This is a genomic window from Streptomyces sp. NPDC051987, from assembly GCF_040680735.1.
Lineage (GTDB): Bacteria > Actinomycetota > Actinomycetes > Streptomycetales > Streptomycetaceae > Streptomyces.
Genome location: NZ_JBFAXI010000042.1, coordinates 49130 through 71488, shown reverse-complemented (window position 1 = coordinate 71488; position 22359 = coordinate 49130). Strand labels below are relative to the sequence as shown.

Below are 22359 nucleotides of genomic sequence, written 5' to 3'. Positions count from 1 at the left end.
CGGACGGGGTCAGGAGTGTCTCCGCCCGGCGTTCCAGGGAGGTCACGTCCGTGACGCGGCGGGCGACGCGGCCGTTGCCGGTGGCCGTGTGCATGCCGCCAACGGCCCGGAGCCGGGCGGTCGGCGGTTCACCTGACCGGGTGACTTCCCACCGCTCACGCCGTCCGAACCGGGTACCGACGTGCCCGTCATCTGCTGCGTCGTCGCGTTGGGACACAGCCGACGGCATGGCCGAGGTGGCCTTGGCGAGCCGTCCCGGGCCCCTGGTGCAACGGCCCGGCGGGAGCGTCGGCCGCTGAAGGTGCGCTCCCATGTGCCCTTGGTCCGCCGACGGCCTTCAGAGGAGGACACTCCGCCTCTCCCCCACAGGGGGAGCGACGGCGGCCTTCTCCGGCTCGGGCAGGGCGATCAGCAGCAGCGTGACGTCGTCGTCATGGGCGGACGGGTCCGGAAGCAGGGTCCCGATCAGCCGGGCCGTGATCTCGTCGAGGACCCGCGGACCGGGGGGAGCGTCCTTCAGCGCGATGTCGAGGGTGCGGGCGAGGACTTCGATCTGCGAGTCGATGTCCTCTCCGGGCCGCTCGACCAGTCCGTCGGTGAAGAGCGCGAGAGTGCTGCCCGGCTGCAGCCGATGAGTCGTCTGCTGGAACGACAACCCGACACCGCACGATTCGTTGACGCCCAGCGGCACGCTGATCGGCGCCCGCAACCGGTGGGCGGATCCTCGGGGAGCCACCGCGACGACCGGGAGGTGCCCCGCCGAACACAGCGTGACCTCCTGGACGTCGGCGTCGATCACCAGATAGCAGCAGGTGACCAGCTGATCCGACAGGTCGCCGACGAACGCGTCAAGGCCGGCCATGACCTGGCAGGGGGAGATGCCGGTACGGGCCAGTGCATGGGCGGCGGCGCGCAGCTGGCCCATGACGGCCGCCGCGTCCAGACCCCGGCCCATCACGTCGCCGATGACGATCCCCGTGCGGCTGCCGTCCAGCGGAATGATGTCGAACCAGTCGCCACCGACTCCGGGGTCCTGGACGGACGCCAGGTAGCGGTGGGCGCTGGGCAGGTGCGGCAGGCGGGGCGGCTCGCCCATGAGGCTGTGCTGCAGGGTGTAGGCGACGCGGCGATGCTGCTCATAGCGCTCGGCGCGCTCGGCCTCGGCCTGTCTGCGTTCGGTGATGTCCCGCACGGTCAGGAACACCAGCGTGTCCTGTTCGGCCTTCAGGGTGCTGACGCTCACCTCGGCGGGAAACACACGGCCGTCGCTGCGCAGCCCGTACAGCCCCCGGTCCACGACGGTCGGCTTCGGGTCGGACAGCCGCAGGTACCGGCGCAGGAGGGCGCTGTGCAACGGACGCCGCGGGCCGGGCACCAGGTCCTCGACCGTTGCACCGACGAGCTCGGCCGGCGCGTGGCCGAACAGGGACTCCACCTGCGCGTTGGCCATGACGACGGTGCCGTCGCCGTCCGTGATCAGCGTGGCGTCGGGCGCTGACTCCAGCAGCGCGAGAAATCGCTGGTTGGCGCGTTGCACCTCACGCTGCGCCGCGACCCGTTCGGTGATGTCGGAGAGCACGCCGGCTATGGCATAGGGCGAGCCGCACGGATCCTTGAGGGTGAACAACGTGGTGAGGAAATCCCGGGTGCCTCCTGGCAGGTCGAAACTCTCCTGCCTCTGCGTGGGGGTGCCCCGCGCCAGCATGTCGAGGTCCGCCAGCCGCACCCGATGCGCCTGGTCCGGTGCCAGGACGTCCTGGTCCCGGGAGCCCAGTACCCGTTCGCGGGACAGGCCCGTGCTCTCCTCGAACGTCGAGTTGACCGCCAGGAAGCGACCGTCCAGGTCCTTGATGAACATCACCGCGGGCGTGTGGTCCATGAAGGCCTGCAGCAGTTCGTTCTGCCGCACCTGCTCTTCGGCCCGCGCGCGCGCCATCTCGAGGCGCCGGCCCACGGCCAGAGCGGTGAAGATGACCACGCTGAACACCACCACGTGAGCGGACACCAGCAGCGCCGTGCCCAGACGCGTCCCGTACAGCCCCGCGTCTTCACCGGCCAGCACGCCCCAGCCCAGCAGCAGCGGCGCCACCAGGGTCGTGACGAACAGACGGCGACCCAACGCGCCCGTGGCGCCCGCGTTCAGCAGCAGGCCCGCGGCGCCTTCTTCCGGCCGGGCCACGAAGGCCGCGAGGCCCAGCAGCACCAGGGCGAGCGCGGTGTGCAGGGCCATGCCCGTGAGGTGACCGAACCGTTCCAGTTGGGGCACGGCGTAGACGAAGCCGTAGAGCCGCAGCATGCCCAGGCCGAGGACGGCCAGGCCCGGGATCTGACTCGCCCAGGCGGGCAGCCGGGGCAGGCTCGCGCACAGTGCTGCGACGCCCCCCAGAGCCAGTGACACTGCCGTGTCCGGTGCCATGCGTCCGGGCACCCCCGTCGCCACAGCCGCGGTGTCGTCCTTGAAGAGAAGCTCATCGATGCCCAGGCTGACCCCGGTCACGTACTCCACGAGGACGAGCACACCGATCAGGCCGCCCAGGACCGCGGCCGTACGGGCCGCGATGATCGCCCGCGTGCCTACGGGGCTGCGCGCCACCACGAACAGGGAGAGACCCAGCGCCAGCAGAGCCACCGCGGTGTTCGGCTTCATGGACGCCGTGACGCCGGGGACCACGCTCTTCAGGACACCATTGCCGAGGATCCAGCCGGACAGTCCTGTGGCGCCGAACAGCGCCGCCACCAAGGCCCCGCCCTGAGCGACGGCGTGAGCCACGCCCACGGCGCGCCCATGGAACGGCAGCCCCTGAGGATCCTGGGCCATATCACTACGTATCACACAAATGACACCCTTAGGCCGATTAACCCTTTTGGCGCAATTCCCTAAGTAGTAGCAACATCATCAGCCGGTGTCCAGAAGGTCCGGCGCACACATCCTGTCGACCGCCTCCGGTCGCCCGGGGTCGACCGTGCCCGACAGGCGTGCAGTGCGTGCACCGGCCACCCATGGCATCGCCCCGTCAGACCGCCGCCGGAGGAACCCCAGCCGCCGCGCGGCTGGGGTTCCCGTAAGGCGTGGAGCAGGCGGGTCAGCCCTGCAGGGTGAGCAGGGCCGGCCGCCACGGCAGCAGGTTGTAGGAGGTGCCGTCCGAGCTGGGGGACCTGCCCTGGTAGAGGAACTGCAGGTTGCAGGGGTCGACGGTCATGGTCTGGTCGGGGTTGTTGCGGACCAGGTCACCATGGCTGATGTCGTTGGTCCAGGTCTGGTTGGTGTTGACCTTGCCCGCGAAGGGGTTGGCCTCGGTGGCGGCCTGCGGGGTCCACGGGCCGTTCAGGCTGGAGGCGGTGAAGGAGCGGAAGAAGCGCCGCTCGGTCGCACCCCGCGCCTCGACGATCATGAGGTACTGGTTCTGCCCCTGGACCTTGTAGACCTGGGGCGCCTCGAACAGGTTCTTGACCGTGTCGCTCATGACCGTCGTGTACGACGAGCCGAAGCTGCCCGGGAAGTTCCCCAGCGGCATGGTCGCCTTGTAGATGCTGCCGTTGTCGCCGGCGAAGAACAGGTACATGTTCTGGCCGTCACCGATCACGGTCGGATCGATCGGGGCGGAGCCCGGGATGCTGCCGGTGAACAGCGGCTGCGGGCTGGACCAGCCGTTGGGGTTGGTGGGGTCGTTGGAGGTGCGGTAGAACAACGGCCACTGACCCCACTGGGAGACCAGCACCCAGATGTTCTTGGGTGCGAAGTAGAACACCTGGGGTGCCACCGTGCCCTGGTTCATCCCTGTCTGGCGGGCCGTCGCCATGTCCGACCAGTTGGTGAAGGGAGCGAAGCCCATGGAGCCGTACGCTCCGGACTGGTTGACGGTCGAACCGTAGACCAGGTGCTTGCCGTTGTACGTGACCGTGGTGAAGTCCTTCAGCGAGACCCAGCCGTTCGCCGGTTGCGCCAACGGACCCGTCGAGCTCCACCGGTACGTCGACGGAAGAGAGCACGCGGCGGCCGCCCCGGAAAGGCCGGTCCTCTTCGGGGCACCGCCGGCGGAGGCCTGAGCCGGACCCGCGACGAGCAACGCCGCCAACGAGACCAGGGCCGCAACCGCGGCGGCGAGCACCACAGACAGCTGTCTGCTGCTGAAACGTCCTGTGCGCATGGAGACCTCGTCATCCTCGAGCAAGCGGTTCCACTTCACCCCGACAGGGGTGGGCGGACTGTCGATGCCGTACAGACTTGCGCGTTCGCTATCCCGAACAAGGATCGAAGTATCGAGCAACCGGATCATAGGGAACCCCAGACCGGCGTCAATACCTCTCACACGAATCCGAGGACCGAAAACATTCGCAGACTGGAACCAGGCGACTTGAGCTCCGTGGTTCTGCGGGTACGTGACGCCAGGGACAGAGAGCAGTGAGGGGTCGGACCCGCTGAGTCGGCAACCGCGAGTCCGGTTACGCAGACACCGTCCGAGTCAATCCACGGGCCTCCCCCTGCCCGCCCTCGGCAGCCGTGCAGCCGGGCAGCCTTTCAGCCAAGCGATCGTCTGCTTTGGCGTTCACGAGCAGACCGATTCGTAGGGCAGGCCGGGGGCGTAGTGGGTCCACTGGGCGTGGGAGAGGGATCCGCCGGTCAGGAGGCAGGCGTGCGGTGCCAGTCGGGTGTGGGGAATGAGGTCCGACAGGCGCCAGGCTCTGATGCCGCCCTGGGCGCCGATGGTCACCAGTGTGCCGCCGTCGGTGGTGAGGGCCAGCGCCTTGGTGTCTCCGGTACCGCCGTGGACGGTGAACAGGGGCCTGGCGTCCTTCGGAGCGGAGACGTCCCATACGACGGGGGCGCCGTCCGTGGTCAGGCAGACGAGCATGCGGGTGCCCGGGACGAAGCTGACCTGCGTGGTCGCGTTCGGCAGGGTCGCCTCCAGGTGCGGCCGCGCGGCGGCGTCCACGGTGAGCAGATAGGTCTTTCCGTCGCTCGCGGCCACCGCCAGTCGTGTGCCGTCCGAGGAGGCGGCCGTGCTCAGGACAACGGCCTGCTCCGGGAGGGTGAAGGAGCCTTTCGAGCGCGGGTGCTCAGGTGCTGCGAGGTTCCACACGGTGGTGTCGCCCCTGTCGTCTCCGACCGCCAACTGTCGGCCGCCCGCGGCGAAGGCCAGTGACGAGATCGGCGACCGCGGCGCAGGCAGCACGGACAGCCGACGGGGGTGAGCCGCGTCGCCGATGTTCCACAGGGTGAGCGTGGTCCCGTCCGCGACGGCCAGCAGCGAGGTGCCCCCGGCGGTAGGCGGGGCGGCGGCCAGGGCGCGGACGGGGGTGGCGCCGGCCTGCCAGTGAGAGACCGCGTGCGGATGCTCCGGGTCCAGGTCCGACAGGGTGACCCGGCCGGAGGCGGCGCCGGTGGCCAGCACGGCGTCCTCGGGCCCGAAGGCGGCGGCGGTGACCGGGTCGCCGGGGCTGGTCCTCAGGGTGCGCATGGACGCGGCCGCGCCCGGGGTGCCCAGGCCGATCAGATCCACGGTGCCGTCGTCGTGCGTGACGGCCACCGTGCTGCCCGCCGCCGCGGCCGTCACGGCTTCGGCAGGGCGGGGAGAGCGGACGGGGACAGGTACTGCTACGGCGTTCTGGTGGCGGTACAGGTCCCAGCGCACGACTTCGCCGTGGTTCGAGCCGGTCGCCAGCGTGTGGCCGTCCGGCGAGAAGGCGACGGACGTCACCGCGTCCGGTCCCCCGCGCAGGGTGCTCGACTGACTCGCCGCCCCCTCGCCGTCCACGTGCCACAGCGCCGTGCTGCCGTCGGCCGACGCGGAGGCCAGCATCCCGCTGTCGGGCGAGAAGGCGACGGCCAGGACGGCCGCGGTGTGGCCGTTGAGCGACACTCGCCGCCAGTGTCCCCGACCGCCCGCGGTCCACAGGTGGGCGCTGCCGTCCTTGGCGCCCGAAGCGACCATGGTGCCGTCCGGCGAGAACGCGAGCGCGTCCAGCGGACTGGTCGCGCCGGCGGAGAGCCGGAGCGGTGTCGGACGGGCCGGGCGGGACAGTGTCCACAGCGTCACCCGGGAGTCGTCCCCGGCCGTGGCCACCAGGTTTCCCGCGGGGGCGAAGGCCACCGCGTTGACACCGACCGCCGAGGGCAGGGCGGGCAGCGGCACGGGGTGCTCCGGACGGGAGACGTCCCACAGGAGGGTGCCGCGGTTGCGCGTCGCGGCGGCAAGCAGCCGGCTGTCGGGCGACCAGGCCACCGAACCGACCGTCGTGGGGCCGGCGTCGAGTGTCGCCGCCACACGGTGCCGCGGGTCGGTGGTGGAGACGAGCAGGACGGTGCCGTCCGATCCGCCTTCGGCGAGCAGTCCGGCGGTCGGTGCGTAGGAGACGGACCGGACTTCTCCACCGTGCCCGTACGGGACGGAGCCGAGTTCCTGCATCGGCCTGCGGGTCGGGTCGATCAGCACGGTGCCGCCCGCGGCGGTCCCGACGGCCAGCTGGTGACCGTCGTCGCCGTAGCTCACGCTGTCGACGGCCGGGGCCTCGGTTCCGGCGACGGGCCGTACGGTGAAGAGGCCGTCGAACGCGGTCGTCCGGAAGATGTGCTGCAGCACGGTGTCGGCCTGCCCCGACGCACCGGCCCGCGCACCGGAGACCGCGAGCAGCAGCGCGGTACGGGGGTCGTCCGCGCCCAGGGAGTCGGCGACGGTGACCAACTGCTGGGCCAGTGCGGCCTTCTGGGCCTGTGCCCGGTGCTCCGCCTCCTGCCGGGCCACGGCGAAGAAGACGGTGCTCGTGACCAGGAGGGTGAAGATCACGCTCAGTACTCCCACGAGCAACCGCCGACGGCGGCGCGCGGCCTTCAGGCTGGCCTTGAGAAACTCTCGCTGTCGCCGGTCGAGCCGGACGTCGCTGTCGGTCGGCCACCGCGTGCGCCGCTCGGCCGAACGGCCGGTGAGCCGGTACTCACCGGGCAGCCGGTGGTTGTTCTCCCAGTACCGAGCGGCCTCGTCGATCTCCTGCCGCTCCAGCAGCAGGGCCGTGAGTGCTCCATCGGCGCCGAGCCGCCACCTGTGCAGGTCACCGTCGCTCGCACCGACGGCCAGGGTTCGCCCGTCTGGACTGTAGGCGAGCGCGTAGACCGTGCCGGCACCGGCCGCGGTCGCCCCCAGCGGCACCGGGTGGGCAGGGTCGGTGACGTCCCAACGCCGTACCCGACCGTCCTGTCCTGCCACCGCCAGTTGCCTGCCGTCCGGGCTGAAGGCCGCCGCGTACAGGGCGGTCCGGGCAGCGAGCCGGATCAGCTTCAGCAGCCGCGACCGGACCCCCGTGACGTCCCACAGCCGGACGGTCCCGTCGGCGGCGACCGAGGCCAGGACGTGGCGGGAGCTGACGGGCACCGCCTGGATGACACCGTGCGCGCGGTCCAGGCGTACGGCCGTCGGGGTGTCCGATGTCTCCAGCAGCAGGGCGCGGGCTTCGGTGGTCGGGCTGATCCGGTAGGCCTCCAGACCCAGTCCGGCCGCCAGCGACACGTCCTGCCGACGCAGCAGCTCTCCCCGGGACGCGATCTGCCGGGAGAGCGCCTGGTCACGCTGACTGTTCGCCTGAGACCGCTGCCGGACCGCGACACCGCCGAGCGCGACGGTGGCCACCAGCAGGATCACCAGGGCCACCGACAGGCGCCACAGCCGCCGTACCGTACGGCGGCCCGCGGCGCGCACCCGTTCTTCCTCCGCCGTCGAGGCATCGAGGAACTCGTGTTCCAGCGCGCTGAGCGGAGCGCCGTACCCGGCGTCGCCGGCCAGTTCACGGAAGAGCGCCAGCTGGCCACCCCGCGACAGGGCACCCGTGTCCCGGCCCGCTTCCTGCCAGCTGAAGGCACTGTCGGTCAGGCGCCGGTGCTGGAGCATCCGGGCCCGGTTGGCCTCCACCCACTCCCCCAACCGCGGCCAGCCGGCCAGCAGCGCCTCGTGCGTGATCTCGACCGACGTGGAGTCGACGGTCAGCAGCCGCTCCGCCACGAAGGACGCGAGCACCTCGTCCACGTCGGTGGCCACCGCGCCCTCGGCGTCGGACAGTTCCGCCCACCGGACACGGCGGCGGGTGTCGGCTGTGTCCCGGCCCAGATGAACCAGACGAAGGAAGAGCCGGCGCGCGGCTTCCTGCCGTGCGGCCCCCAGATAGCGATACACACTCTCCGCGGAGTTCCCGAGGGCGTGCTGAATGCCGCCGCTCGCCAGGTAGTCCGGAACGGTCAGACGCTTGCCGCCGGAGCGTTCGGCCGTGGTGAGCAGGACGTGCGAGAGCAGCGGCAGCGCTCCGGGGTCGTGGGCGGCGGCACCCGCACCGCCCGGCTGGAGGTCGGCCAGCAGGAGCGGTACCAACCCGTCGTCGACCTCGATGGAGGCCTCCCGGGCGGGCCCGGTGATCGCCTGGCGCAGTTCTTCGGTCGTCATCGGACGTACGACGACCTGCCGGCTACGCAGGGCCGCGGCGAGGAAGGGATGCGAAAGCGCCTGGGTGTAGAAGTCGGCCCGCAGGGCGAGGACGACCAGCACCCGGCTCCCCGAGCCGGTGTCCGCGGCCGCCAGCGCCGCGAGAGCGAGGAGAAACGCGCTGCGCTCCTGCTCGTCGGTGCAGAGGGTGAAGATCTCCTCCAACTGGTCCACCGCGACGGTCAGGTCCGTCTCCCCCAGGCCGGCCACTTCCTCCGCGACGGTTTCCGGCCTCTCGCGCAGCAGGTCGGGGTCGAGCACCGGACGGCCCGTGACCTGCGCGAGCCGGTCGGCCAGGACCGCCAGCGGCCGGTCGCCCGGCGAGCAGGTGAGCAACGGGCCCGTGAGCGCGGCCAGAAGGCCCGCGTGCAGCAGTGAACTCTTCCCCGATCCCGAGGCGCCGACCAGGATGACGGGAAGGTCGCCGCGCTGTGCCTCGAAGACCGCGGCCAGAAGTTCCGCCGTCACGTCGTCGCGGCCGTGGAACCACCGCGCGTCCTCCACGCCGAAGCTCGCCAGGCCCCGGTAGGGCAGGGGCGCCGAGCGGCGCTGACGGCCCACGGGGGACCGGGCGCGCAGGGCGGCATCCGTCCATGCCTTGAGGTCGGCCTCCTGGGTGACCCCCAACTTCACCAGGAGCGCGCGCAGTTTCTCCATGTCTCCGGGCAACGGAAGCGAACGGCCCGACGAGTAGTCGCCGATGGTGCTGGAGGGCACGTCCGTCGCCCGCGCCAGGGCGCGCATGCTGAGGCCGGCCCGAGTGCGTAACCGGGTGAACTCCCGCGCGAAATCACGGGTCGTCTGAATCAACTCCGGTGCGGAAGCCGCCGGTTCCATGAACGCCCCCCGAACTACTCATGGGTACACCGGCCCCCGGTTCGCCACGCACAGCGCCCTGACGACCCGAACCACCGGTACGAACTCGCCTGTCCCGCGGTCCCCTCCCCCTCACGGACCGGTCGCGGCCCGCCACTCCCGCAGGGCTCGGTATTCTATTTTCACCGGCAACCACCCTGTCCATGCACGAGTGCTCCGCATGTCCGTCGCGCACGCTGCTGCCGGGCGGCGGGACCGGCGGTCGCGGACCCGGCTCACGGCCCGCGACCGGGGCTGCATCACTTTGTCGACTCCAGGATGCGGTCGAGTGTCCTGCGTCCCATGCGACTCATCGCCGGATTGCTGTCGACGTAGTACCAGACAAGCCCCGTCGCCTGTTCGAACGCCCATGCCTTGCCGCGCTCCCACTCCAGGTCGTCACAGCCCAGTGCCCGCCGGAGCACGTCACGCGGGCCCGGCTGCAGCAGGTGCCAGGCGCTGACCAGGTCCAGCGCGGGGTCGGCCGGGCCGAAGCCGCCGGTGTCGAGCACCCCGCCGAGTCGGTCTCCCTCGACCAGGACGTTGCCGGGAATCAGGTCACCGTGGCTCATCACATCGGCGCTCGTGCGCGGCAACTCTCTGAAGCGGCCCCACACTTGGCGCAGCCGTGGCACATCGAGCAGCCCCTCGCTCTCTGCGAAGCACTGCGCCATCCAGCTGTCGTGGTGAGCGAGTACGCCGCCACGGTTCTCGCCGCTGAAGCGGCGCCCCCGCGTCTCGGCGCTCCGCAGGGTGGAGATGAAGGCCGCAAGGTCCTCGGCGAAGGCGTCCGACCCGCTCGGGTCGGCATCGGAGGCGATGGTTCCCGGCAGCCAGGTCTGCACCGACCACGGCATGGGGTACCCCGCTCCGGGCTTTCCCAGGGCGACGGGTACCGGGGCGGGGAACCGCGACACCCGTGCCAGCTCCGCGCTCGCCTGGGCTTCCCGTTCCAGCACCGCCAGCGCCTCGTCGGCATCGGCCAGGCGTAGAGGGAAGCGGGCAGCGAGGTCGTCCCCGATGCGGAAGATGGCGTTGACCGTCCCCGTCGACGCCACGAGGCGGATCGCCTCGCCGCTCCACTGGGGAAACTGTTCCCGGATCAGGGTCGCAACGATGTCGGTGGTCACGTCCACCTGGTCATCGTGCATGGTCATGCTCGCAGGCCCTTCCCCGGTCCGCTCCTCACCACGGGAGCGGACCCGATCAACCGACACGACAGCCAGTATCCATACGTCAGGATTCGGATCAACTGCGTTTTCTGTCCTCCGAGTTGCCACGCCTGAGGGGGGACACCGTGAGGCACGCGCCGGTCCGCAGGCCGGCTTGAAGGCCGCCCTGCACCCGGCGCAAAAAGGCGGCACACACGCTGACGGCTCCCGTCCTGTGAGCACAGGAGGGAGCCGTTCAGGTCGCGTCGGCGTATGCCGTCGAGAGGTTATGCGTGACGGTGCGAGTGCCGGTTACCGGTGACGAGGCGGTAGAGGACCAGCAGGATGAGGGAGCCGACGATGGCGGCGATCCAGGTGGACAGGTCGAAGAACCCGTCGATGGAGTCAACTCCGAAGATCACCTTGCCGAGCCAGCCGCCGAGCAGGCCGCCGACGATGCCGATGAGCATGGTGACGACGATGCCGCCCGGGTCCTTGCCCGGCATCAAGGCCTTGGCGATGGCGCCGGCGAGCAGGCCGATGATGATCCACGCGATGATGCCCATGGTGCGTCTCGCTTCCTCGAAATAAGGGCTGTGTCAGATCATCGTGTGCACCGAATCCGCCCGAACAAACGTCTCATCAGGATCACGGCCAGGCCGGCTCCTGACGAGCTGATCGCAGTGCGGAGCGCGTGCGCCGAGAAGCTGGGACGCCCTGTCGACTGGGACGCCCCGGCCTCCTACCGGGACGGGCCGGAGTGGGAGTACGCGCAGGCGGCCGCGGAGCCGTGGACGGTCGGCGGTGCGCTGGCGGGCGTCGGCTGTCTGATGGGGACTCTTGCGTTCCTCGCGATCTGGGTGTGTGGAGTCGTCGCTCTCTTCGACTGACCCGAACCTGCGGCCCCGGCCGGTCCGGGTGTCGGCGTGGACTCACGGCGAGGACGGTCGGGCCGGAGCATCCGTCTGGTTGAGGTCGCCGATCGTCTGCCAGAGCCGCTGCGCCCGGCCTCGGTGCTGGTGCGCCAGGTGGTGGACGCCCGCGGCGGCGTCCAGGTCGCCGATCAGCTGCCAGCAGGTGGCCTCGTCCTGGCGGTCGCCGTGCCGGTGGAACAGTCCCGCCGCGCGCTCCAGCGCCGGGGCCGCCCGGTCCCGGTCGTGCTGCCCGGCGTACACGCGGCCGACCTCCAGCAGCGTGTACGCGGCGCACCGCTCGTCGGCCAGCTCCTCGAAGGTGGCCAGCGCGTGTCCCAGACAGCGCAACGCCTCGCCCGGATCACCACGCCGATCGTGCAGTCGGCTGTACCGCCGCAGCACCACGGCCACGCGGTGCTCGTCGCCCAGCGCCCTGGCCTGGTCCAAGGCCGCGCGGAACCATGGCTCCGCCTCCTCCAGCTTGCCCTGCATCAGCTTCATCACGCCCATGGAGCACGACAGTTGCGCTTCGACGACCCGGTCGCCCGCACCGACCGCGATGGCCAGCGCGTGCTCGACGCGTTCGAGGGCCTCGGCGTCCCTGCCCTGCACCCGGCTGACCGTGGCCAGCATGGCGACCGACAGCGCCTCGCCGTGTTTGTCCCCAGCGTCCTGGCACAGTCCGAAGGACGACTCCAGGGCCCGGGTGGCCCGGTCGAACTCGTCCTGGTAGATGTACAGCTGGCCGAGGCCGCGAAGCAGCACCGAGGCACCGTGCAGGTTGCCGGCGGCCTCGGCCGCGTCCAGCGCGAGCCGGTGACCGTGCTGCCAGTCCTGGTACAGACACCGGTGGTCGTAGTAGGTCGCCGCGCCGGCCGCCAGCTCCCAGGCCAGCTCGTCCTGGCCCCAGTCCACGGCCAGTTTCACCGCGGCGAGCAGGTTGTCGCGCTCCGCGTCGAACCAGCCGGCCGGGTCGGCCGTCAGCCGGTCCACGATCGCGTCGGGCGCCGGCCGGCGCGGTGCCGAACCGGGCGCGGCCGCCAGCAGCCCGGCGGCCGGCAGCCGATCGGTGCCGCGCCCGATCAGCTCCAGCCAGACGGACAGCACCCGGACGATCGCGTCCCGCTTGTCCTCCATCGGCAACGAGGCGGCGATCTCGACGGCACAGGTCCTGATCAGGTCGTGCAGCCGGTAACGCGGCTCACCGAGGGCGTCGGTGGCGGTCAGCCGCACCAGGCTGGCGTCGACGAGGGTGTCCAGCACTCCCTCGCCGTCCGGGCGGTCCAGCAGTGGGCCGACCACCCAGCCGGGCAGGGTGCAGGGGCCGAGCAGACCCAGGAGGCTCAACGCGCGGACCCCGTCGGCCGGCAGCAGCCGTAAGCTCAGCTCGACGCTGGCGCGCACGCTGAGGTCCCCGATCCTCAGCTCGGCCAGCCGCCGTGACTCGTCCTCGATGCGTTCCCGCAGGACCCGCAGGGACCAGGCCGGGCGGCCCGTGAGCTTGCCGCTGGCGATCCGGATGGCCAGCGGCAGGTTGCCGCAGCAGTCGAGGATCGCGTCGGCCTCCCCCGGTTCCCGCTCGACCCGCCGCTGCCCGACGATTCCGGTGAACAGCTCCCGCGCCTCGGCCCGGCTCAGCACGTCCAGGTCGATGTGCCGGGCGCCGGGGAGCTGGGTCAGCAGCGTGCGGCTGGTGATCAACACGGCGCAGCCCTCGGCCCCGGGCAGCAACGGCAGCACCTGATCGGCGTGACCGGCGTCGTCCAGCACCACCAGCATCTGCCGGCCCACCAGCAACGACCGGTAGAGCGCGGCTCGTTCGGAGAGTCCGTTGGGGATCGCGCTGCCGGTGATCGAGAGCGCACGCAGTGCTTCGGCCAGCATCAGGCCCGGGTCCCGTGGTTCGTCCGATGTCGCCGCGAGGTCGAGGTAGAGCTGGCCGTCGGGGAAGTCGGCGCTGGCCAGCCGTGCGGCATGGGTCACCAGGCAGGACTTGCCGACACCGGGACCGCCCACGACTACGACCACCGGAGCCCGGTTCGGCGCCGACCCGTCGAGCAGCCCGGCGATCTCGGCCAGCGCCTCCGTGCGGCCGACGAAGTCGGGTACGTCCAGCGGCAGTTGCCGCACCGGTAACGCCATCGCCGGTCCCGGCGCCGTCGGGGCCGGGCGCTGCGGTGGCGTGGGCGAGGGGGCGTTCGCCGGGACCGTGCCCGCCAGGTCGGGATCCGCGGTCAGGATGCGCTGGTGCAGCGTCCGCAGCGGCGGGGCGGGGTCGACGCCGAGTTCGTCGGCCAGGGTCCGGCGCAGCCGCTCGTACACCTGCAGCGCCTCGCCCTGTCGTCGACACCGGTAGAGGGCGACCATCAGGTGTTCGGCGACCTGCTCGTCGTAGGGGTGCTCGTGGAGCAGAGCGGTCAGCTCGTCGACGACCTCGTGATGACGCCCCAGGTCGAGTTCGACGGCCAGGCACTGCCTGTGCGTGGCCGCGCGTCGCTCGTTCAGCCGTGCCGCGTCGATCTCCAGGGCTTGGCCGGGCGTGTCGACCAGGGCGTTCCCGCGCCAGCAGGCGAGCGCCCGCCGCAGGGCGGCTGCTTTTGCGGCCGGGGCCGTGTGCTGTTCGCAGAGGCGTCGCTCGTGCTCGAACTCCAGCAGGTCGAGCTGGTCCTCGGCCAGGTGGATCTGGTAGCCGCCGCGCCGCGTGCTGATCAGGGAGCGGGGTGCTCCGCCGGCCACGAGGTTACGGCGCAGTCCGGAGACGGCGTCCTGGATCTGGCGGACCGCGGTGGCGGGCGGGTTCGTGTCCCACATCACGGCGACGAGTCGTTCCATGGCGACGACGTTGTTGGCGTCGAGCAGAAGCGCTGCCAGCATCTTGGCCTGCCGCGGTCCGTTCAACGGGACCGCGCGTCCGGCGATCTGGGCGTGCAAGGGCCCCAGTAAGCCGAATTTCATGCTCCCCCTGCTGCGTGACGATGAGCGCCGCTCCCCCGGCTGATCTCGCACCAGAAAGAATCTAGGACGGCCGACGCATCTGTGTCCATAGCGTCTCCGCCGCACGGCGCACCGAGGACACCTAACTGCAGGCTCACTTCGACCCGGTCGGCCTCGGCAAGGCGGGCGGTGTTGGTCAGGGCGCTGACCAGACCGAGGTCCTCCAGCGCGCCCGGCCGTAGCCGGCGCACCAGAGACCTCGTCGTGCAGTTCCTGGGCGATGCGGCGCCGTTCCGCTTCCTGTGCCAGCAGGGCGCGGGCACTGCTGGTGGCCCGTTCGTGCTCGAGCCGTTCGAGCATGGCGTTGAAGGTGCGGATCAGCTCGGCCATCTGACCGCGGCCCCTTTCCGGCAGCCGCTGGCCGGGCCGCAGCAGGTCCACGGTGGCCATCAGCCGGGTGAGCCGGTCGAGCGGGTCCGGTCCGATCCGCAGCAGGGCCGCGTTGGCGACCAGCATGACGGCGAGACCGGCCACGAGGATGACCGCCTCGGTCAGCACCACCGGCACGGAGACGGTCACCGGCGCCCACAGCAGCAGCGCTGTGGCGCTTCCCGGCACCACCGCGTTGAGCGCGAACCGCCTCGCCCGCCACGGACCCCGCGACCGTGTGACCACAGGGCCTGGGCCACGCGGGTCGTCGGACCGGGCCCCTGCACCGCCACGCAGGGACCCGGGAGCGCGCCGCCTCCCTTGTCCCTCACGTGGGCGGGCGCTCGAACGGGCACGTCGGCCCGAACCCTCGCTCTTCCTTCCCGGATCAGCCCTGCGGTGGATGCGTCCCCACGGACACATATGTGCGCGGAGCATGCGGGAGCGGACACACCTGCCCGGAACCGATGTTTCCCCATCGCCGCGAGGCCCGTCAGGGCTGCTTCGGGCGAGTCGTGCGCCCTGGCCCAGGACCGCTGCCCGGCGGCCGCGCGACGGACGGTGTCACGGCGGGGAAGCGGTCACTGACCTCCGCTCGGTGCCGCGGCAGTCACCGCTGCGTCCGGCGGCACGGCGCCGGACGCTCCTGGGGTGAGCAGTTCGGCGACCCGGAAGGCCAGGTCGAGGGCCTGGTCGCCGTTGAGGCGCGGATCGCACGCCGACTCGTACCTGCGGTGCAGGTCGTCGAAGCCCAGGCCGGCGCCGCCGCCCACGCACTCGGTCACGTCCTCGCCGGTCAGCTCCACGTGCAGGCCGCCGGCGTGGGTGCCCAGGGCCCGGTGCACCTCGAAGAAGCCGGCGATCTCGGCGAGGATGTCGTCGAACCGCCTGGTCTTGCGTCCGCTGGGCGCCTCGAAGGTGTTGCCGTGCATCGGATCGCACACCCACACCACGGGCGCGCCGGATGCGGTGACCTTCTCGACGAGCTCCGGCAGCAGGTCCCGTACACGGTGCGCTCCCATGCGGACGATGAACGTCAGCCGGCCCGGCCGCCGTTTTGGGTCGAGGCGGTCGATCAGGGCCAGTGCCTGCGCCGGCCGGCCGCCGGGGCCCAGCTTGACCGCGATCGGGTTGTCGATGGTGGCGAAGTAGGCGACGTGGGCGCCGTCGAGCTGTCTGGTACGGTCGCCGATCCACAGCATGTGACCGCTCCCCGCGTACCGTCGGCCGGAATCCGGGTGGTGGCGGGTCAGCGCTGCCTCGTAGTCGAGGAGCAGTCCCTCATGGCTGGCGAACCACTCCGCGATGGGTGGTTCACCGTCCCGCGCGTGCGTCGAGGACAGCGCCTGTCCGATGCGGCCGGCCAGTTCGCCGTGGCGTTGACCGGCGGGCGAGCGGGAGACGAAGTCCTGGATCTCCTGGTGCAGAAGGTGCGGGTCGGTGCCCTCGCGGGGGTAGGCGCGCATGAGGTCCAGGGTGTGGCGCGACGCGTCGTACATCCGAAGGAGCCGGGCCGGGTCCGGCCGTCGTTCGGCCTGGCTGAAGCCCATGCCGTTCACCGCGTCGCCGCGGTAGACCGGGAGCGTGCACCCGTCGACGGTCTCGGTCGGCCGGGACCGGGGCTTCGCGTACTGTCCGGCGATCCGGCCCACCGTGACCACCGGGACCGCCGACGCGTACGACAGGATCACGGCCGTCTGCTGGAGGAGGCGCAGTGTGCCGTGGACCGCCCGCGCCGACAGGCGGTCGAAGCGCTCGGCGCAGTCGCCCCCCTGGAACAGGAACGCTCTGCCTTCTGCCACCTGGGCGAGTCGTGCGGTGAGCAGGTCGCACTCTGGCGGCGTGACCAACGGGAGCCGGTCGGTGAGGTGACCCACCACGTCACCGAGCTCGGCCTGGCTCGGCCACTCCGGCCGCTGGTGGGCGACGAGTGTCCGCCAGTGCGCGGCGGCTTCGCCGGTGCGGGTCACCATGGTCTCCGTCCGCTTCTCCTGGCTGGGCGGCGCGGGGCCGTCAGCGCCGTACCGTCTCGACGAGGTCGTGGCTGATGCCCAGGTCGTCGAGCAGCAGCTGCAACGGCCCGGTGTCCCGCGCGGGTACCGGGCGGGACGCGGCCCACTCGCCCAGCTGACCGGTGTCGATCTCCAGGCCGCCCTGGTGCGCCACGGTCACCCAGGGTTCCAGGTCCGCGGAGCGGAACGCCGTCAGTCCGGCGACGAGTGCCTCGCGGAACATCCGCTGCTGTGCGCTGTCCAGGTTCCGGTAGAGCGAGCCGCACAGCTCGCGGAACACCACGGCGTGTCCGCCCTCGTCCCGCCGGTGCAGATCGGTGGTGATCCGGTTCATCGGCTGGATCTCCTGGGCTGTGGCGAGTGCGGAGAGGAACCCGCTGATCGTCGTCTCCGCGGCCAGGGAGAACGCGATGTCGACGAGGTCGCGGTCGAACCCGGACAGCCCGGCGCGCACCGCGTCCCGTCCCTGGACGACCGACCAGACGTCCGGCGCGAAGCGCAGGTCCGCCATGTCACGCCGCCTGCGGGTGACGCCGACCGCGTTGTGGCACATCAGGATGTGGTAGTGCTCATCGATGATCGTCTGGTGCAGGGCGTCGACGGCGACGTCGTCGCGGCGGACGGGGATCCGTTCCTTAAGCATCAGCCGGCAGGCCGGCAGGATGATCTCGTCCTCGATGGCCGCGGTCTTGGCGTTGTAGGAGATCCACGCCGCCGACAGGATGCGTTCGCGAGCGTCCCGGTCGAGCCGGTCGGCACCGGGCAGGAACAGTACGGGAACCAGGTGTTCGGGGAAGTCCGGCAGCGCCGGGTCGAAGTGACCGTCGAGGTCGAGTTCGTCCTTCTTGACGGCCACCCGCTTCCCCCAGCGGCGCGTCAGCTGCACCAGCAGGTCGCGTTCGTAGGCGGGCTCTTCATGTGCCGCGGTCATCGGGAGACCTCCCTCATGGGTTCGCCACGGGAATCAGGGCGGCGCCCGCCGGAACGGCGAGTGCGGCCAGGCGCGCGTTCCACCGCTCGGCCGCCACGGTGTCCGTGTCCCGGAACCGGCCCAGCCCCTCGGTGACCGGCCGGATGCCGTGCAGGGCGTTCAGTGTCCAGACGGGCAGGCCGGCGAGATCCGCTGCGGTGGCCTGTTCGGTGACGACCCGGTGCCCTGCCGTGCGGGCGAGTTCGCCGAGCAGGGCGCGGGTGACCCCGGGAAGCAGGCCGGGGCCCGGTGGTGGGCCGCACAGAGTGTCGTCGCGCCACCAGACGACGCTCGTGGTCGACCCTTCGAGCACGTGGCCTTCCGCCGAGACCAGCAGCGCCTCGTCGGCTCCGGCCGCGACCGCGGCGGCGCGCAGGGCGGCCAGGTGGTCCAGGTCGGCGCCCTTGACGGCCGGCAGCCGCCGTCGGTCGGGTCCCGCCGCGGTCCACAGCCGCACGGTGGCGGTGCGCGCCGGCGCGGGACGCAGCCACATCCGCAGCCGCGTTCCCGGCCCCGTCGCCACGAGTTCGACGCGGGGGAACCATCGGCCTCGGGCGGGCAGGGACGCGGCGACCGCCCGCAGGAACCGGTTCGTGTCGTCCGCCGCCCGTCCGAAGTGGCGGCCACAGGCCGAACCGAAGCGTCCGGCGTGCCGGTCGAGTCCCCGTACCCGACCCTCGCCCACCAGCCAGGAGTCTGCGACCAGCACCGTCCCGGCGGCGTCGGCAGGCGACCAGCCGCCCTCGGCGTCCCACCACCGGCGGACGCCCTGGCCTGTCGCTGTGCCCATCGCGGTCTTCGTCTCTGCGTTCATCTCGGGGAGCCGCCCGTGTACGACACCGTCGGCGCACGCCAGGCGCGGAGCGACGCCGCGGCCTTGAGCAGCATCTCCTCGTACTCGTCGTGCGGGTCGGAATCGAGCACGATCGCTCCGCCGGCTCCGATGCTCAGCCGGTCACCGACGCGGACCGCGGTGCGGATCACGATGTTCAGGTCGGTGCCGCCGGAGAGGCCGAAGTAGCCGAGGGCGCCGGAGTAGACACCCCTGGCCTCCGTCTCCAGGCCGTCGATGATCTCCATGGTGCGCAGTTTCGGCGCTCCGGTCATCGAGCCGCCCGGGAAGCACTGCCGGGCGCAGTCCAGCGCGCTCACCCCGTCGGCGAGCCGTCCGCGCACCGTGGAGACCAGTTGGTGCACGGTCTCGTAGCTCTCGACGGCCAGGTACGGGTCGACCTCGATGCTGCCCACCTCGCACACCCGGCCCAGGTCGTTGCGCAGCAGGTCGACGATCATCAGGTTCTCGGCCTGTGTCTTGGCGCTGGAGGCGAGGGTGGCGGCCAGTTCGGCGTCGCGCTCGGGGTCGGCGTCGCGAGGGGCGGTGCCCTTGATCGGCTTGCTGGTGACCGTGCGGTCCCGCTCGATGCGCAGGAACCGCTCCGGCGAGGAGCTGAAGACCGTGACGTCGCCGAGGCGCAGGAGCGCGGCGTACGGCGCGGGGTTCGCCCGGCGCAGCCGCAGGTAGAAGGACGTGTCGTCGTCGGGGAACGGCAGGTGCATTTTGTTGGTCAGGCAGATCTCGTAGCTCTCGCCCTGGCTCAGCTGCCGTCGGCACTCCGCGATGTCCGCGAGGTACTGGTTCCGGTCGCGGCCGAGGTGTTCCTCGGCGTTCGAGGGTGGGTCCCCGGCCGGGTCGTCCGGCGGTTCGGCGTCGGCCGGGTTCAGGGCCGTCAGGAGCGCGTACGTCCGGTCCATCCATTCCTGGGCGTCGCGCCGGGTCCGCTCGTCGTGGACAGCCACCAGATAGGTCAGTCCCTCCTGGTGGTCGACGGCGACGACGCGATCGGCGAACATCCAGACGGCGTCCGGCGATTCGGCGGTGTGGCGGGCCGTGGACCCGCACTCGGCCTTGAGTTCGTAGCCGAAGTAGCCGACGTAGCCGCCGGTCAGGTCGAAGGGCAGGTCCGTGTCGGGGACGCGCCGTTCGCGCAGCCGCTGGTCCAGGACGTCGAACACGCTGCCGGTGAGAATGCGGACGCCGCTCGCATCGCGTACTTCGACGGCTCCGCTGCCGGTGCGGTAGGTCAGGACCTCACTGAGCGGACCCGAGGTGTCGCCGAGGAACGAGAACCGCGACAGGCCTTTCTCCACCCGGCTGCTGTCCAGCCAGAAGCAGTACGGGACGTTGTCGAAGAGTTCGAGGAAGACGGCTTCGGAGTCGGCGGCGGTCGGCACGACCGTGCTGATGACCCGCAGCCCCTCGGCCGCGCCGCGCGTGTCGTCGGACACTGCGGTGTCGGTGTCGGTGTCGGTGTCGGTGACGGTGACGGGATCGGCGACGGTGTCCGTGCCGGCGCCCATGACGGTGACGGACGGTCGGTTCGCCTGCCGTGTCCGGCGGGTCAGGCCGGCGAAGTTCTGCAGGATCTCACGCCCGTGCTGGGAGGCGATCGACTCGGGGTGGAACTGCACGCCCCACTGCGGCAGTTCGCGATGCCGCAGCGCCATGAGCACACCGTCGTCCGCCCACGCGGTGGCGACGAGTTCCTCGGGCAGGGGTTCCTGCACACACAGCGAGTGGTAGCGGACCGCGACGAACTCCCGCGGAACCCCGACGAACAGCGGATCTCCCTCGTGGGTGACCTTGGCGAGGTGGCCGTGTCGCGGTTCGGGCGCTGCCACCACCGACGCTCCGGCCAGGTGCGCGATCAGCTGGTGGCCGAAGCAGACGCCCAGAACGGGCAGGGTGGTGCGGCCCAGCAGATCGCCGAGGAGGCCGACGTCGCGGGGGTTCTGCGGTCGTCCGGGGCCGGGTGAGACGACGATGTTGTCGAAGTCCTCCAGCCGCAGGCTCGGCAGTGCCGGGTCGTCGTTGACCATCACGACCGGCTCCCGGCCGTTGATGCCGGCGATCAACTGGTACAGGTTGAAGGTGTACGAGTCGTAGTTGTCCAGCAGCAGGGTACGCATCACGGACCGTCCAGGATCTTCGAGAGCGCTTGGACGTCGGCCGGTTCCAGGGTGATCCCGAAGATCTCCTCGGGTGCGGAGAGCAGTTCGTCCTTGTCGAGTTCCCTGATGGTCACCGGCTCCGCGGGACGGATCTCCGTGAGCGTGCTGCCGGCGAGGAGGTGCCTCACGTCGGGCTGCGTGCGCTGGAGGACCATCCGGTGGTTGAACGGCGAGCGCGGATGCGTGAGGCAGAAGTGGTTGAGGAGTTCGAAGTCCGACGGATAGCGGGCGTCGGTGGTGAAACCGTAGAGCTCCGCCGGGCCTTCAGGCCGCAGGAACCGCAGCACGTGTTCCCCGGTCGGTTCCCGTACCAGGTCGAAGGGCCAGTCGCCCTCCAGGCGCGCGTTCTCGGCGAGGCGGATGGGGGCGTGCGGTCCGTACGCGCCGAAACTCACGTCGAACAGCCAGTGTCCGTCGTCGAGCGTCACGCGCAGGGCGACGTGGAGCGCGGGACCGAATCTGTTCCCGGTGCGGATCCGGGTCCTTCCCGCGAACGCCGAGAACGTGAACCCGATCCGGTCCAGCACCGCTGCCATCAGGACGACCTGTTCCAGGCACCAGCCGCCGCGGCCCTGCCGCACGATCTTCTCCTGGACGCTGTCCAGGTCCAGCGGCACCGTCGGACGCCCCAGCAGCGCGTCGAGGTTGTCGAAGGCGATCGCGTCGACGTGGGCCGCGTGCAGGCCCCGCAGCGTGGCGAGGTCCGCAGCCACGTCGCCCTTATACCCCACACGGCTCAGGTAGGCGTCCAGGTCGACGCCGCCGCCCTGCCACATCGAATCTGTCATGTGAACTGCCCTGCCAGCACGGCCGCGAGAAGGAGCCAGCCGTAGTAGGTGTTGGCGACGAAGGTGTCCCAGCACGACTTCGGATCATCCAGGTCCACGCGGACGAGCAGCCGGCCAAGGAGGATTCCCGCGATCACGACGATCAGGTAGAACGCCCACCCCATCGACATCCGGGAACCGGCCCACCACACGCCGCCGACGCTGAGCACGCCGAACACCGCCAGCCATGCCTTGGTGGCCCTGCCGAACAGCAGAGCGGAGGACTTGACGCCGATGTCCCGGTCGTACTCCTTGTCCTGATGGGAGTAGATCGCGTCGTGGATCAGGGTCCAGAAGGCCCCGCAGGCGTACAGGCCGTACACCGCCGGCGGGTAGTCGAGGCTCCCGGTCGCCGCCGTCCAGCCGATCAGCACATACACGCTCATGACGAGCGCCAGGAACGCCGAGGGCCAGAAGAAGATGCGCTTCATGAAGGGGTAGGCGACGATCAACGGGTACGAGGCCGCGGCGACCAGGACCGTCTGGACGTTCACCATCGCCAGGACCAGCAGCGCGACCGCGCCCTGCGCGGCGGCGAACAGAAGTGCGTTCCCCACGCTGATCGTCCCCGACGCGACCGGGCGCGACACGGTGCGGGCGACTCGGGCGTCGACGTCCCTGTCCACCGCGTCGTTGACCGCGCAGGCCGCACCGCGCACCAGCACCGCCGCGACGGCGAGAACCACCACCGCCAGGAGGTCCGGTCGCCGACCGGAGGCGAGGACGGCGGCCCACAGCCCGGGGAGCAGGTAGAGCACGTACCCCGTGGGCCTGTCCAGTCGCATCAACAGGA

At 71.1% G+C, this 22359-nt stretch carries 13 protein-coding genes and 1 pseudogene; 1 reads left to right on the top strand and 13 read right to left on the bottom strand.

Annotation, left to right across the window (positions count from 1 at the left end; all coding sequences use genetic code 11):
• Positions 1 to 337: 337 nt before the first annotated feature.
• From AB0M11_RS22995 to AB0M11_RS22975, 5 genes are all read right to left on the bottom strand, one after another.
• A complete protein-coding gene (locus AB0M11_RS22995) occupies positions 338 to 2776 on the bottom strand; it encodes a PAS domain S-box protein (RefSeq protein WP_365708319.1) in 2439 nt (812 codons plus the stop codon).
• 307 nt (positions 2777 to 3083) lie between these two features.
• Complete coding sequence (locus tag AB0M11_RS22990) at positions 3084 to 4223, bottom strand: non-reducing end alpha-L-arabinofuranosidase family hydrolase (RefSeq protein WP_365708325.1); 1140 nt, start codon at positions 4221 to 4223, stop codon at positions 3084 to 3086.
• Positions 4224 to 4547: 324 nt separating this feature from the next.
• Positions 4548 to 9302, bottom strand: a complete 4755-nt coding sequence (locus AB0M11_RS22985; RefSeq protein WP_365708317.1) for a helix-turn-helix domain-containing protein — start codon at positions 9300 to 9302, stop codon at positions 4548 to 4550.
• A 278-nt stretch (positions 9303 to 9580) separates the two neighbouring features.
• A complete protein-coding gene (locus tag AB0M11_RS22980) occupies positions 9581 to 10477 on the bottom strand; it encodes an aminoglycoside phosphotransferase family protein (protein WP_365708315.1) in 897 nt (298 codons plus the stop codon).
• A gap of 281 nt (positions 10478 to 10758) precedes the next feature.
• A complete protein-coding gene (locus AB0M11_RS22975; RefSeq protein WP_365708313.1) occupies positions 10759 to 11037 on the bottom strand; it encodes a GlsB/YeaQ/YmgE family stress response membrane protein in 279 nt (92 codons plus the stop codon).
• A 45-nt stretch (positions 11038 to 11082) separates the two neighbouring features.
• On the opposite strand from AB0M11_RS22975, the gene AB0M11_RS22970 reads away from it, so the two are divergent.
• Positions 11083 to 11361 (top strand): DUF6584 family protein, encoded by a 279-nt coding sequence (locus tag AB0M11_RS22970; protein WP_365708311.1) that lies wholly within the window; start codon positions 11083 to 11085, stop codon positions 11359 to 11361.
• A 42-nt stretch (positions 11362 to 11403) separates the two neighbouring features.
• Here the strand turns inward: AB0M11_RS22970 and AB0M11_RS22965 are convergent, their stop codons facing one another.
• From AB0M11_RS22965 to AB0M11_RS22930, 8 genes and pseudogenes are all read right to left on the bottom strand, one after another.
• Positions 11404 to 14340: a BTAD domain-containing putative transcriptional regulator gene (locus AB0M11_RS22965; protein WP_365708309.1), complete on the bottom strand. Its 2937-nt coding sequence runs from the start codon at positions 14338 to 14340 to the stop codon at positions 11404 to 11406.
• Between the two features lie 128 nt (positions 14341 to 14468).
• Positions 14469 to 14994 (bottom strand): annotated as a pseudogene (locus tag AB0M11_RS22960) (HAMP domain-containing protein); the annotation flags it as partial.
• Between the two features lie 335 nt (positions 14995 to 15329).
• Positions 15330 to 16721 carry a 3-deoxy-7-phosphoheptulonate synthase class II gene (locus tag AB0M11_RS22955; protein WP_365708307.1) on the bottom strand — a complete coding sequence of 464 codons (1392 nt, stop codon included), beginning with the start codon at positions 16719 to 16721 and terminating at the stop codon, positions 15330 to 15332.
• A gap of 40 nt (positions 16722 to 16761) precedes the next feature.
• Positions 16762 to 17691, bottom strand: coding sequence for a diiron oxygenase (locus AB0M11_RS22950; RefSeq protein WP_365708305.1), 930 nt, complete (start codon positions 17689 to 17691; stop codon positions 16762 to 16764).
• Between the two features lie 13 nt (positions 17692 to 17704).
• On the bottom strand, positions 17705 to 18520 hold the full coding sequence (locus AB0M11_RS22945) for an aminotransferase class IV (RefSeq protein ID WP_365708303.1): 816 nt from the start codon (positions 18518 to 18520) through the stop codon (positions 17705 to 17707).
• Positions 18521 to 18540: 20 nt separating this feature from the next.
• Positions 18541 to 20697, bottom strand: a complete 2157-nt coding sequence (gene pabB, locus AB0M11_RS22940) for an aminodeoxychorismate synthase component I (protein WP_365708301.1) — start codon at positions 20695 to 20697, stop codon at positions 18541 to 18543.
• Positions 20697 to 21527, bottom strand: coding sequence for an arylamine N-acetyltransferase (locus AB0M11_RS22935; RefSeq protein WP_365708299.1), 831 nt, complete (start codon positions 21525 to 21527; stop codon positions 20697 to 20699). The genes pabB and AB0M11_RS22935 overlap by 1 nt, the downstream gene beginning before the upstream one ends.
• Positions 21524 to 22351 carry a 4-hydroxybenzoate octaprenyltransferase gene (locus tag AB0M11_RS22930; RefSeq protein WP_365708297.1) on the bottom strand — a complete coding sequence of 276 codons (828 nt, stop codon included), beginning with the start codon at positions 22349 to 22351 and terminating at the stop codon, positions 21524 to 21526. The genes AB0M11_RS22935 and AB0M11_RS22930 overlap by 4 nt, the downstream gene beginning before the upstream one ends.
• Positions 22352 to 22359: the final 8 nt, after the last annotated feature.